Origin of the sequence: Rathayibacter sp. PhB127, from assembly GCF_003751665.1 — a bacterium.
GTDB classification, from domain to species: domain Bacteria; phylum Actinomycetota; class Actinomycetes; order Actinomycetales; family Microbacteriaceae; genus Rathayibacter; species Rathayibacter festucae.
In genome coordinates this window covers 1907646-1920195 of the sequence record NZ_RKHW01000001.1, presented here as the reverse complement: position 1 = coordinate 1920195, position 12550 = coordinate 1907646, and the positions used below count along the sequence as shown (strand labels likewise).

Here is a 12550-nt window from a genome sequence, read left to right as displayed (position 1 = left end):
AGTAGCCGCCGCAGGCGGCGTATCGAGACCCGGCCTGCAGGAGATGGTGGATCTACTTGGAAGAGACGCCCGCAGACATGCTGGTCGAGTAGCCCCGCCAGGGGCGTATCGAGACCCACCCACCGCAAGCACGTCGGTCTCTTCCCCGCCCTGCGATGGCGCCGAAGGCGCCCCCTCCGCTCGATACGCCCGCTCCGCGGGCTACTCGATCAGCATGAAGGGGACGCGCTGCGCGGGTCGTCCGATCAGCGCGCGGGCTACGGACGCCAGGGCTCCTCGCCGGAGCGGCCGTCGCCGCGGCGGCGGAGGTAGCGCTCGAACTCCTGGGCGATGGCCTCGCCGCTCGCCTCGGGGGAGTCGACGGTGTCGCGCGCCTGCTCGAGCTGGGCGATGTAGGCCGCCATCTCCTCGTCGTCGAGGGCGAGGGCGTCGATGCCGCGCTCCCACTCGCCGGCCTCCTCGACCAGATCGCCGCGGGGGATCGCCAGTCCGACGACCTCCTCGAGCTTCTCGAGGAGCGCGAGCATGGCCTTGGGCGACGGCGCGTTGTGCACGTAGTGCGGCACGGAGGCCCAGAGCGAGACGGCCGGGATGCCGACCTTCTGCGCGGCCTCGCCGATGACGCTGAGGATGCCGACCGGCCCCTCGTAGGTGGAGCGCTCGAGCTCGAACTGGGCGCGCATCTCCGCGTTCTCGCTCGAGGCGAAGAGCGAGATCGGCCGGGTGTGCGGCACGTCGGCGAGCATCGCGCCGAGGAAGACGACGGCCGAGATGTCGATCGCGAGCATGGCGTCGACGACCTCCGACGCGAAGCTCTTCCAGCTGCGCGACGGCTCGGTGCCGATCATCACGTAGAGGGCGCTCTCCGCGTCCACGGAGGTGTCGGCCGGGCCGAAGATCTGGGTTCCCGGCCAGGAGAGGCTGCGGCGCCCGTCCTCGCCGATCGAGAGCATCGGGCGGGTGTACTGGAAGTCGTAGTACTGCTCGGCGTCGACCGAGAAGAGGGGCACGAACTCGCCCGCGTCCTTCACCAGGCGCACCGCGCCGCTGGCCGCGTCACCCGCGTCGTTCCAGCCCTCGAAGGCCACGACCAGGACGTTCCCCTTGATCACGTTCATAGGCGAGGTCTCCGTGTTCGGCTCGATGTCCGGGGAGCGCTGCGTGCGCTGAACCCGTTCGTCAAGGATAGGACCCGCCCCCGGACCCCTCCGTCCGGCCCGCGTCTTTCCGCTGTGCGCGTACGGTCGGCCCGATCGGGGCTGCCGGTACGATGGTCGCTCGTGACTTCCGACACCTCCCTCCCCGTGTCCCGGCCGCAGCCCCCGCTCCCGGAGGGCGCTCCCGCCGCGGTCCTCTGGGACATGGACGGCACGCTCGTCGACACGGAGCCCTACTGGATGGCGTCCGAGCACGCGCTGGTCGCCTCCTTCGGCGGCGTCTGGACGCACGAGGACGCGATGAGCCTGGTCGGCTCCGGCCTCCCCGCCTCCGCCCGCATCCTGCAGGGCAAGGGCGTCGACCTCTCCATCGAGGCGATCATCGACCGGATGACCGATGAGGTCGTCGCGCAGCTCGCCGAGAGCATCCCGTGGCGCCCCGGCGCGCTCGAGCTGCTCGCCGCCGTCCGCGACTCGGGGGTGCCCCAGGCGCTGGTCACGATGTCGATCGGCCGGATGGCGCACGCCGTCGTCGACCGCCTCCCGTTCCCCGCCTTCGCCACCGTCGTCAGCGGCGACATGGTCGAGCAGAGCAAGCCGCACCCCGAGGCCTACCTCCTCGCCGCGCGCACCCTGGGCGTCGAGGTGGAAGCCTGCGTCGCCATCGAGGACTCGCACGCCGGCCTCGCCTCCGCGGTCGCCTCGGGCGCCGCCGCGATCGGCGTGCCGCACCAGCTCGAGCTCGACGCCGACGCCCCCTATTCCCTCTGGCCCACCCTCGCGGGCCGAACCGTCGCGGACCTCGCGCTGGTGTCCTCCGAGCACCGCTCCCGCGCGCTCACGACCGAGACGGAGGCCCGCCGATGACCGGTGAGGCACTGCAGCATTCCGGACCCTTCCGCGCGGGCGACCGCGTGCAGCTGACCGGGCCGAAGGGGCGGATGAACACCATCACCCTCGTTCCGGGCAAGGTCTTCCACACCCACCGCGGCGGGATCGAGCACGACACGGTCATCGGGCTGCCCGACGGCTCCGTCGTCGTCAACACCGTCGGCGTCGAGCACCTCGCCCTGCGTCCGCTGCTCGCCGACTTCGTGATGTCGATGCCCCGCGGAGCGGCGATCGTCTACCCGAAGGACGCGGCGCAGATCCTCGCGCTCGCGGACGTCTTCCCCGGCGCCCGCGTCGTCGAGGCCGGTGTCGGCTCCGGCGCGCTCTCGCTCTGGCTGCTGCGCGCGATCGGCCCGGGCGGCCGGCTCTCCTCCTTCGAGCGCCGCGAGGAGTTCGCGGACGTCGCCCGCGCCAACATCGAGACCTTCCTCGGCTACACGCCCGACAACTGGAGCGTCACCGTCGGCGACCTCGTCGAGGAGCTGCCCGGCGCCGTCGCCCCCGGCGAGGCCGACCGCGTCGTCCTCGACATGCTCGCGCCCTGGGAGTGCCTCGACGTCGCCGCCGACGCGCTCACGCCCGGCGGCGTCCTGCTCTGCTACGTCGCGACCGTCACCCAGCTCTCGCGTGTCGCCGAGGCGATCCGCGCGTCGGGGCTGTTCACCAACCCGGCGTCGAACGAGACCATGGTCCGCGGCTGGCACGTCGAGGGTCTCGCCGTCCGCCCCGACCATCGGATGATCGGCCACACCGGCTTCCTGATCACCGCCCGCCGCCTGGCGCCGGGTGCGGTCCTGCCGGAGCTCAAGCGCCGCCCGTCCAAGACGGACTTCAGCGACGAGGACGTCGAGGCCTGGACTCCCGGTGCGCTGGGGGAGCGGGCCGTCAGCCCGAAGAGCCTGCGGAAGCGGGTGCGGGAGTCCGCCACCAGCGCCGAGCTCTCGAGGGCGCGGGGCTTCGGCGAGGCCGACGCGGACGGCGACGGCGGTGCCGCGCCCGGCTCCGGCGACGACGAGGGCATCGTCTAAGCTGATCCCGGCTTTCCGGTCCCCGGGCCGAGCCGCCGTCCCGATCGTCTCGCACTCGGGCCCCACCACTCCCACTTCGTGAAACGAGGACCCGTGCGCAGGACCACCGCGCTCATCGCCGGCATCGGCATCGTCGCCGCCCTGACCGGATGCTCCGCGTCCTCGTCGAAGGCCGACTGCGACGCCCCCTACTCGTCCGGCGCCTCGTCGTCGGCCGTGAAGGCGACCGGCGACTTCGGCGAGCAGCCCGACGTGACGGTGCCCTCGCCGCTGAAGGCGGACGGCACCCAGGTCAGCACGCTGATCGAGGGCTCCGGCGACCCGCTCGAGAAGGGCCAGCTCGTCACGATCGACTACACGCTGGTCAACGGCGCCGACGGCTCGGTCCTCGAGGCCTCGCCCTACGACGGAGCGAGCACCGCCACCTTCACGGTGGGCGGCGCCGGGCTCGTCGGCCTCAACCAGGGTCTGCTCTGCAGCCAGGTCGGCTCGCGCGTCGCGATCGCGATCGCCCCGGAGGACGGCTTCGGCGACTCCTCCGCCCAGCTCGGCATCTCGGCCGACGACACCCTCGTGCTCGTCGCGGACATCGAGAAGGCGTCGCTGGCCCGCGCGAACGGCGAGGCCCAGCCCGTCCCGAACGGCTTCCCCGCCGTGACGCTGGACCCCGACGGCGTCCCCGGTCTGGCCAAGCCCTCGGGCGACGCGCCCACGACGCTCGAGATAGCCCAGCTCAAGAAGGGCGACGGCGCGGTCGTCGAGGACGGCGACACCGTCGTCGTGCAGTACACCGGCTGGCTCTGGGCCGACGGCAAGATCTTCGACTCCAGCTGGCAGAAGGGCGCCCCAGCGACCTTCGTCGCGACCGAGGGCCAGGGCGGCGTCATCGCCGGCTTCGCCAAGGCCCTGATCGGCCAGCCGGTCGGCTCCCAGGTCATCGCGATCATCCCGCCCGACGAGGGCTACGGGGACAACCCGCCGAAGGAAAGCGGCATCAGCCCCGACTCGACCATCGTCTTCGTGGCGGACGTCCTCGCCATCAACTGAGCGCGCTGCTCCGTCCTCGCTGACCGAGCCGGGTCTCGATACGCCCCTGCGGGGCTACTCGACCAGCATGGAGGGGCGCGGTTTCGACTCCTCTCCCGGGCTGCGCATGCCGATCGGGCTGCGCGCGGAGCGGGCGAATTCCATGCTGATCGAGTAGCCCGCGGAGCGGGCGTATCGAGATCCACCACCGTCAGCACCTGAGTCTGCAGACCCGCCCTGCTGGTGACGGCGGGTCTCGATACGCCCCTGGCGGGGCTACTCGACCAGCATGACGCGGCGCAGCCGCGTCCCTTTCCCTCCCCACCGAGACGCGAAGCGGCTTCGCCGCTCGATGCGCCCCTGCGGGGCTGCTCGACCAGCATGGTCGGGCGTGGCCGCCGCGCAGGTCCGAGGGGTGTGCTGGGGCTCGTCGGGGGCGGCGGGGCCCGGCCCTAGACTGGAGGGCGTGCCCGCCGACGCTTCGACCTCGAGCCGCATCCCGGCCGAGGAGCGTCTGTTCAACCTGGTGCTGGCGCTCGTGGCCGCCGAGAACGGGCTGACGAAGGCCGACGTGCTCTCCACGGTGCAGGGCTATCGGCAGCGCTCCGATCCGGGCGACCGTGCCTCGCTCGAGCGGCAGTTCGAGCGCGACAAGGACGATCTGCGCGAGCTCGGGATCCCGATCGAGACCGTCGACGCCCCCGGCGACCCGGGGAACACCCAGACGGTCCGCTACCGGATCGCGAAGCGCAGCTACGACCTCCCCGCCGACCTCTCCTTCGACCAGGAGGAGATGGCGCTGCTGCGCCTCGCCGGCGCGGTCTGGCGTGAGGGAACGCTCTCCGCGGAGTCGCGCCGGGCCCTGATCAAGCTGCGCTCGCTCGGCGTCGACTCGGTCGACCCGGTGATCGGCATCAGCCCCTCGATCCGGGTGCGCGAGGCCTCCTTCGAGCCGCTCAACGCGGCGCTCGACCGCGGGCAGGTCGTCCGCTTCCCGTACCTCAAGCCCGGCGGCGACGAGCCGCGGACGCGCACCGTCCGTCCGCGCGCGCTCGTCAACCACCAGGGCCGCTGGCACCTGCACGGCTGGGACGAGACCGCCGAGGGCACCCGCACCTTCCTCCTCTCCCGCATCGTCGGACCCGTCGCGACCACCGGCCGCACCGCCCCCGCCGAGCCGGGCGACCACGCCGCCACCGCCCTCGCCCAGCTCGACGAGATCCTCGCCCGCAGCACTGCCCTCCTGCAGGTCGCGCCGGACTCCGACGCGGCACTCCGGCTCGGCGTGCGCGCCGAGGCGGCGGGGGAGGGCACAGACCTGCTGCGCCTGCACTTCACCGACGCCGACGTCCTCGCGGACGAGCTCGCCGGCTACGGCCCCGAGGTCGTCGTCCTCGAGCCGGAGGAGCTGCGTCGCAAGGTCGTCGACCGCCTGCGCCGCACCTTCAGCGACCACTCCTCCGGCGAGCACTCCTCCGGCGAGCACTCCTCCGGCGAGCACCCCGCCGGCGAGCACCGGGGAGCCGCCCGTGGCTAGGCCCCGCTCCCTTCAGGCGCGCGACCGCCTCGCCGTCCTGCTGTCGCTCGTCCCGTACCTGCTCGACCGCGGCCGGGTGAGCGTGGCCGAGGTCGCCGCGCACTTCGAGATCGCCGAGGACGAGGTCCGCCGCGCCGTCCGCTTGATCGCCGTCTCCGGCATCCCCGGCGAGACCTCGCAGTACCAGTCCAACGACCTCTTCGACATCAGCTGGGACGACTTCGAGGAGAACGACCACATCGTCCTCACTCAGCAGGTCGCCATCGACGACTCGCCGCGCTTCTCGGCGCGCGAGGCCGCGGCGCTCATCGCCGGGATGCAGTACCTGGCCGCCCTGCCCGAGAACCAGGGCAACGACCGCATCGCCTCGCTGATGGGCAAGCTCGCCCGCGGCGCCTCCTCGGCCCCGACCGCCGTCGCGGTCGCCCGGGGCGTCGGCGCGGACGCCTCGCTCGCCACGATCCGCACCTCGCTCGCGAGCGGGACGCAGCTCGCCTTCGACTACCGCAGCGCTCGCGGCGAGACGGAGTCGCGCCTCGTCGATCCGTTCCTGCTGGAGTCTGTCGACCGCGACTGGTACCTGCGCGGCTGGGACCACCTCCGCGAGGGCGTCCGCACCTTCCGCGTGGACCGGATGCGCTCGCTCACCGACACCGGGACGCCGATCGTCCGCCGCCGCAACGAGGTCACGCTGCCCGACCGGCTGTTCGAGGCGTCGGCCTCGGACCTCCTGATCGACCTCCGGGTCGCCCCGGGCTCGGTCGCGCTGCTGGGCGACTACGCCGCGGACGCCGAGTTCCCGTCGGTTCCCGCCGGAGACGAGGGCGCGGGGGTGCTCGTCCGGATCCGCGTCGCGCACCTCGCCGGTCTCACCCGCCTGGTCGCCTCGCTGCCCGGGCTCGTGACCGTAGTCGCCCCCGAGGCGGCGCGCACCGCCGTCGCCGAGTGGACCCGCGCCGCGCTGACGGCCAACGGAGAGGAGACCCCGTGACCTGGTGGTCCTGGATCCTGATCTGGCTCGCCCTCGCGATCGCCGCTCTGGCGGTGCTCGTGCTGTTCGGGCTGTCCTACTGGCGGAAGGGCCGGCTGCTGCTCGGCCAGCTGGAGGAGATCACCGCGAAGCTCGACGCCCTGCAGGTGCCGGAGCCCGCCCAGGCGTCGACCCGGCCGCCGTCCTCGCTCTTCGCCGATCGCGACGAGGTCCGCCGCGGTCACGAGTCCCGCCGGGACGCCCGCCGGGAGAGGACCGAGGATCGCCGGTCACTCCGGGTCGAACGGGGTAGGCTCCTGGTACACCGCAACCGACAAGTGAAGTGAGACTGCAATGTTCGCTGGCCTCCAGGGGTGGCACCTCCTCATCATCCTCGCCGTCATCCTCCTCCTCTTCGGTGCGCCCAAGCTTCCTCAGCTCGCGCGCAGCGTCGGGCAGTCGATGCGCATCTTCAAGAGCGAGGTCAAGACCATGAAGGACGAGGACGGGACCGAGCGCAAGGACGCGACGGACTCGACCACGGCTTCGGGCTCGACCACCGCCACGGGCACGACCACCGGCACCGGCACGACGCTGCCGCCCGAGTCCCCGCTCAAGTAATGACCTCCGTGGCAGCGAAGAAGCCACGGACGAAGCGAGCGGGGAAGAACCCCGAGGGACGCATGTCCCTCGGGTCCCACCTGATCGAGCTTCGCAACCGGCTCTTCATCGCGGCGATCGCGATCGCGGTCTGCTGCGTCGCCGGCTGGTTCCTCTCGGACTGGGTGCTCGAGGCCCTCAAGGCCCCGATCGCCGAGGTCGCCCGCGATCAGAACAAGACCGCGGTCCTCAACTTCGAGACGATCACCGGCGCGTTCGACCTCAAGCTCCAGATCGCGATGACCATCGGCATCGTGATCGCGAGCCCGGTCTGGCTGTTCCAGATCTGGGCGTTCCTCGTCCCCGGTCTGACCGGCAAGGAGGTCCGCTACGGCCTGGGCTTCATCCTCACCGCGATCCCGCTGTTCTTCGCGGGCTGCGCCTCGGGCTGGTTCGTCTTCCCGCACATCGTCGAGCTGCTGACGAGCTTTACCGGCTCGGACGCGGCGAGCGTGCTCAGCGCGAAGACGTACTACGACTTCGTGCTCAAGCTCGTGCTGGTCGTCGGCATCGCCTTCGTGCTGCCGGTCTTCCTGGTGCTGCTGAACTTCGTCGGCATCCTGCCCGGCTCGCTGATGATCAAGTCGTGGCGCGTCGCCATCATGGTGATCGTGCTCTTCACGGCCATCGCCACTCCGGCGGCGGACCCGATCTCGATGTTCCTGCTGGCGATCCCGATCACGATCCTGTTCTTCGCCGCCTGCGGCATCGCGATCCTGCACGACAGGCGCGTCGCCAAGCGGCAGATCGTCTTCGACGGCAGTCCCTCCGACCTGCCGGCGTGACCGGCGCCACTCCCGCCGAGCGCTTCGCGGCGTTCCGCACACGACAGGGCCACGCGAGGGTCGAGGCGTTCCGCTCGACCCTCGCGTTCGACCTCGACCCCTTCCAGTACGAGGCCTGCAGCGCGCTCGACGACGGGCGCAGCGTCCTCGTCGCCGCACCGACCGGCGCCGGCAAGACGGCGGTGGCCGAGTTCGCCATCCACCTGGCGATGCAGGACCCGAACGCCAAGGTCTTCTACACGACGCCGATGAAGGCGCTGAGCAACCAGAAGTTCCAGGAGTTCGTCGAGGACTACGGAGCGTCCGAGGTCGGCCTGCTCACCGGCGATTCGAACGTCAATGCGCGCGCCCGGATCGTCGTGATGACGACCGAGGTCCTCCGCAACATGCTCTACGCGGACTCCGACCTGCTCCGCGACCTCGCCTACGTCGTGATGGACGAGGTCCATTACCTCGCCGACCGCTTCCGCGGCGCGGTCTGGGAGGAGGTCATCATCCACCTCCCGCAGTCGGTCCGGCTGGTCTCGCTCAGCGCGACCGTGTCGAACGCCGAGGAGTTCGGCGACTGGCTGCAGACCGTCCGCGGCGAGACCGAGGTCATCGTCTCGGAGGAGCGGCCGGTGCCGCTCGATCAGCACGTCCTCGTCGGCGGCAAGCTGCTCGACCTCTTCGACTCGTCCGGGCGCGCGGCGACCAACCGGGTGAATCCCGAGCTCGCCCGTCTCGCGCAGGGCGGCACCCGCGTCGAGCGCGGCGGTCGCGGCTCCGGTCGCGGCCGGGGTGGCGGCGGCGGTCGCTTCCACGAGACCCGCACCGAGGACCTCGTCCCGCGCTCCGAGGTGGTCGAGATCCTGCGCGGCAAGAACCTGCTGCCGGCCATCTTCTTCGTCTTCAGCCGGAACGGCTGCGACCAGGCCGTCCGCCAGGTGCTGCGCTCGGGCGTCCGGCTCACCGAGCGGCACGAGCGCGACGAGATCCGCGCGATCGTCGAGGAGCGCTGCCGGACGATCCGCGACGAGGACCTCGCGGTCCTCGGCTACTGGGAGTGGCTCGACGGGCTGCAGCGCGGCGTCGCCGCGCACCACGCCGGCATGCTGCCCGCGTTCAAGGAGGTCGTCGAGGAGCTCTTCCTCCGCCGCCTGGTGCGCGTGGTCTTCGCCACCGAGACGCTCGCGCTCGGCATCAACATGCCCGCGCGCACCGTCGTGCTCGAGAAGCTCGAGAAGTTCAACGGCGAGGCCCGCGTGCCCATCACGCCGGGTGAGTACACCCAGCTGACCGGTCGCGCCGGCCGCCGCGGGATCGACGTCGAGGGCCACTCGGTGATCCAGTGGCGCGGCGGGATGAACCCCCAGGCCGTCGCCTCGCTCGCCTCGCGCCGCACCTACCCGCTCAACTCGTCCTTCCGTCCCAGCTACAACATGGCGGCCAACCTGATCGACCAGTTCGGCCGAGCTCGCACGCGCGAGATCCTCGAGTCCTCGTTCGCGCAGTTCCAGGCCGACCGATCCGTCGTCGACCTGGCACGCCGGGTCCGCCAGCAGGAGTCGTCACTCGAGGGCTACGTCACCGCGATGCAGTGCCACCTCGGCGACTTCGAGCAGTACGCCGCGATCCGCCGCGAGATCGGCGAGCTGGAGCGCCGCGGCGCCGTCCGCGGCGAGTCCGCGTCGCACAGCGAGCGCGAGAAGCGGCAGGGGCAGCTCAGCGATCTGCGCCGCCGGATGAAGGCGCACCCCTGCCACGCCTGCTCGGATCGCGAGCAGCACGCCCGCTGGGCGGAGCGCTGGTGGAAGCTGCGCAAGGAGACCGACGAGATCGAGCGGCAGATCCGCTCGCGGACCGGCGCGGTCGCCCGGATCTTCGACCGGATCACGGACGTGCTGAGGGAGCTCGGCTACTTCCGGCTCGACGAGGCCGGCGAGCTGTCCCTCACCCCGAACGGCCGGACGCTCAAGCGCATCTACGGCGACCGCGACCTGCTCGTGGCGGAGTGCCTGCGCAAGCAGGCCTGGACCGAGCTCGACCCGGCCGGTCTCGCCGCGATGGCGTGCTGCCTGGTCTTCGAGCCCCGCCGCGAGGAGGGCACCCTCGGCGAGAAGCACCTCCCGCGCGGCACCTTCCCCGAGGCGCTCGAGAAGACGCAGCTGCTGTGGGCGAAGCTCGACGACGTCGAGCGCGACCACCGGCTCCCGGGCAGCAACCCGATCTCCACCAGCCTGGCGCTGCCGATGAACATGTGGGCGCGCGGGATGCCGCTCGACGCGGTCCTCCGCGAGTCCGACATGGCCGCCGGCGACTTCGTCCGCTGGGCGAAGCAGACGATCGACCTGCTCGACCAGCTCTCGCTCGTGGCCGAGGGCAAGGTCGGGCGCGCCGCCCGTGCCGCGCTCGAGCTCGTCCGGCACGGCATCGTCGCCTACTCGACGGTCGCATGAGGCCGGTGATCTCGGCGCCCACCGGGCGCACGGCACCGCTGTGGCTGGCGATCCCGCTCGCGGCCCTCGGCGGGGCGACCCTCGACCGCGGCTTCCCCGACTCCGACGTCTGGCCGCTCGCGATCGTCGGCACCGCCGCGATCCTCTTCGCGCTGGCCGGCCGCGGCTTCTGGAGCGGCGCGCTGGTCGGCCTGGTCGGCGGCGCGGTCTTCTGGGGTGTGCACATCCAGTGGCTGACGCTCTACCTCGGCCTCGTTCCGTGGGCTGCGCTGGCCGGGCTGCAGGCGATCTTCTTCGCGCTCTCCTCCGGGCTGACGGCGATGCTGCTGACGCGAGGCCAGCGGGTCTGGACCGGTCCGCTCGGCCGGATGATCGGGCTGCCCGCGCTGGTCGCCGCGCTCTGGGTGGGCCGCGAGACGATCACGATCCAGTGGCCGTACGGCGGGTTCGCCTGGGGGCGGCTCGCGCTCTCGCAGTCGATGGGGCCGCTCGCGGACCTCGCCGCCTGGATCGGCTTCTCGGGCCTGAGCTTCGTGGTGGCGTTCCTCGCGGCGACGCTGGCGCAGGCGGTGCGGACGACGTCGGTTCCGGCCTCGGGCCGCGCGGCCGTCGTCGCCGGCTTCTCGATCGTCGCGCTCGTCTTCCCGGCCTGGCCCGCGCCGACCGAGGGGACGACGCGGATCGCTGCGGTGCAGGGCGACTCCGATGCGGGTCTGTTCTCGCAGAGCTACCGCGGGGAGATCCTCGAGGACCACACCTCCGCGACGCTGCCGATCATCGACGAGGACGTCGACATGGTGGTCTGGCCGGAGAACGGCGTCGACGTCGACCCGACGCGGAACGCGCAGTCGGCCGCCGTCCTCGACTACCTCAGCAGCCGGATGGACGCGCCCTTCATCGTCGGGACGATCACGAACCCCTCCGACGACGTCTTCTACAACAGCTCGCTGCTCTGGAAGGCGGGGGAGGGCGCGACGCAGATCTACGACAAGGTGCACCCGGTGCCGTTCGCCGAGTACATGCCGGACCGCGCCTTCTGGCGGATGTTCGCGCCCGACCTGGTCGACCTGGTCAGCCGCGACTACTCGATCGGAACCCGCTCGAACGTCTTCGACATCAACGGGATCCTGGCCGGCATCGCGATCTGCTTCGACATCTCGGACGATTCGCTGACGAACGCCATGGTCGACGGCGGGGCGCAGCTGGTGCTGGCGCAGACCAACAACGCCGACTTCGGGCGGACGGACGAGAGCGTCCAGCAGCTGGCCATCGCGCGGCTGCGGGCGATCGAGACGGGCCGCAGCGTGGTCAACATCTCGACGGTCGGCACGAGTGCGATCATCGCACCCGACGGCTCGACGATCGACTCGCTGGAGTGGTTCGAGCCGGGTGCGATGGTGGACGAGGTGCCGCTCGCCTCGGTCACGACCCCGGCTCTGGTCTGGGCGCGGAACCTCGGCTGGTACTTCCTCGCCGCGAGTCTCATCGGGCTCGTGTCGTTCGTGCTGCGGACGCGCACGCCGCGTCGTCGGCGCTAGCCCGCGGACCGCGTCCGGGTACGAAGAAGGGTCCGCCGGCCGGCGAGGACGCCGGCCGAGCAGGACCCTGGGGGCGCTATGCGCCGATCTTGTGCTCTCCGCGACGGGCGCGGAGGTAGGCGAGGCGCTCCTCGAGCAGCTCCTCGAGTTCCGCACGGGTGCGGCGCTCCAGCAGCATGTCCCAGTGGGTGCGCGGTGCCTTCTGCTCGCCCCGGTCGACGACGACGGGCTTCGAATCCACCAGCAGCACGGCCTCGTGACCGCAGTTGCGGCACTCCCAGGTCTCGGGCGCTTCGGCGTCGGCCGAGAACACCATGTCGGTGTCGTGGCCGCAATCCGAGCAGTGGTACGTGAACGTCGATCGCGGTGAGAAGACGACGCCTTCTTCGCTCTGCAGGCTCTGTGAGCCGAGCCTCATCCCGCGCAAGCTTCGATCTGCCATTGTGTGGTCTCCTCTCGCTGTGCTCCGACAAGTGTCGACCGCGGACCTGGGGGTGGTCCGGAGAGGCTCCCGTTTGCC

General features: G+C 71.6%; 12 protein-coding genes. 10 read left to right on the top strand and 2 right to left on the bottom strand.

The annotated features are described in order from the left end of the window. Nucleotides 1–257: 257 nt before the first annotated feature. Complete coding sequence (locus EDF22_RS09245; RefSeq protein ID WP_123704219.1) at nucleotides 258–1118, bottom strand: proteasome assembly chaperone family protein; 861 nt, start codon at nucleotides 1116–1118, stop codon at nucleotides 258–260. A 162-nt stretch (nucleotides 1119–1280) separates the two neighbouring features. Between EDF22_RS09245 and EDF22_RS09240 the strand changes: the two genes are divergently transcribed. The 10 genes from EDF22_RS09240 (at nucleotide 1281) to lnt (ending at nucleotide 12030) form a co-directional block, all read left to right on the top strand. Next, nucleotides 1281–2024, top strand: coding sequence for an HAD family phosphatase (locus EDF22_RS09240; RefSeq protein WP_260303369.1), 744 nt, complete (start codon nucleotides 1281–1283; stop codon nucleotides 2022–2024). After that, nucleotides 2021–3076, top strand: coding sequence for a tRNA (adenine-N1)-methyltransferase (locus EDF22_RS09235; protein ID WP_123704217.1), 1056 nt, complete (start codon nucleotides 2021–2023; stop codon nucleotides 3074–3076). The genes EDF22_RS09240 and EDF22_RS09235 overlap by 4 nt, the downstream gene beginning before the upstream one ends. Nucleotides 3077–3169: 93 nt before the next feature. Beyond that, nucleotides 3170–4123, top strand: a complete 954-nt coding sequence (locus tag EDF22_RS09230; protein WP_185038838.1) for an FKBP-type peptidyl-prolyl cis-trans isomerase — start codon at nucleotides 3170–3172, stop codon at nucleotides 4121–4123. 445 nt (nucleotides 4124–4568) lie between these two features. Next, nucleotides 4569–5639 carry a YafY family protein gene (locus EDF22_RS09225; protein ID WP_260303368.1) on the top strand — a complete coding sequence of 357 codons (1071 nt, stop codon included), beginning with the start codon at nucleotides 4569–4571 and terminating at the stop codon, nucleotides 5637–5639. Then, nucleotides 5632–6630, top strand: a complete 999-nt coding sequence (locus EDF22_RS09220) for a YafY family protein (RefSeq protein WP_123704211.1) — start codon at nucleotides 5632–5634, stop codon at nucleotides 6628–6630. Before EDF22_RS09225 ends, EDF22_RS09220 begins: the two co-directional genes overlap by 8 nt. After that, nucleotides 6627–6956, top strand: a complete 330-nt coding sequence (locus tag EDF22_RS09215) for a hypothetical protein (RefSeq protein WP_123704209.1) — start codon at nucleotides 6627–6629, stop codon at nucleotides 6954–6956. Before EDF22_RS09220 ends, EDF22_RS09215 begins: the two co-directional genes overlap by 4 nt. Before the next feature lie 7 nt (nucleotides 6957–6963). Next, nucleotides 6964–7230 carry a Sec-independent protein translocase subunit TatA gene (gene tatA, locus EDF22_RS09210; RefSeq protein WP_123446332.1) on the top strand — a complete coding sequence of 89 codons (267 nt, stop codon included), beginning with the start codon at nucleotides 6964–6966 and terminating at the stop codon, nucleotides 7228–7230. 62 nt (nucleotides 7231–7292) lie between these two features. After that, a complete protein-coding gene (gene tatC / locus EDF22_RS09205) occupies nucleotides 7293–8054 on the top strand; it encodes a twin-arginine translocase subunit TatC (protein ID WP_123704207.1) in 762 nt (253 codons plus the stop codon). Continuing rightward, on the top strand, nucleotides 8051–10492 hold the full coding sequence (locus tag EDF22_RS09200; RefSeq protein WP_123704205.1) for an RNA helicase: 2442 nt from the start codon (nucleotides 8051–8053) through the stop codon (nucleotides 10490–10492). Before tatC ends, EDF22_RS09200 begins: the two co-directional genes overlap by 4 nt. Then, nucleotides 10489–12030 carry an apolipoprotein N-acyltransferase gene (gene lnt, locus EDF22_RS09195; RefSeq protein ID WP_123704203.1) on the top strand — a complete coding sequence of 514 codons (1542 nt, stop codon included), beginning with the start codon at nucleotides 10489–10491 and terminating at the stop codon, nucleotides 12028–12030. The genes EDF22_RS09200 and lnt overlap by 4 nt, the downstream gene beginning before the upstream one ends. A 76-nt stretch (nucleotides 12031–12106) precedes the next feature. Here the strand turns inward: lnt and EDF22_RS09190 are convergent, their stop codons facing one another. Then, nucleotides 12107–12472 carry an RNA polymerase-binding protein RbpA gene (locus tag EDF22_RS09190; RefSeq protein ID WP_123446336.1) on the bottom strand — a complete coding sequence of 122 codons (366 nt, stop codon included), beginning with the start codon at nucleotides 12470–12472 and terminating at the stop codon, nucleotides 12107–12109. Nucleotides 12473–12550: the final 78 nt, after the last annotated feature.

Excerpts from the sequence above, each read along its gene's own strand:
- EDF22_RS09245 (WP_123704219.1), bottom strand. The coding sequence starts at position 1,118 with ATGAACGTGATCAAGGGGAACGTCCTGGTCGTGGCCTTCGAGGGCTGG.
- EDF22_RS09235 (WP_123704217.1), top strand. The coding sequence starts at position 2,021 with ATGACCGGTGAGGCACTGCAGCATTCCGGACCCTTCCGCGCGGGCGAC.
- tatA (WP_123446332.1), top strand. The coding sequence starts at position 6,964 with ATGTTCGCTGGCCTCCAGGGGTGGCACCTCCTCATCATCCTCGCCGTC.
- tatC (WP_123704207.1), top strand. The coding sequence starts at position 7,293 with ATGTCCCTCGGGTCCCACCTGATCGAGCTTCGCAACCGGCTCTTCATC.
- lnt (WP_123704203.1), top strand. The coding sequence starts at position 10,489 with ATGAGGCCGGTGATCTCGGCGCCCACCGGGCGCACGGCACCGCTGTGG.
- EDF22_RS09190 (WP_123446336.1), bottom strand. The coding sequence starts at position 12,472 with ATGGCAGATCGAAGCTTGCGCGGGATGAGGCTCGGCTCACAGAGCCTG.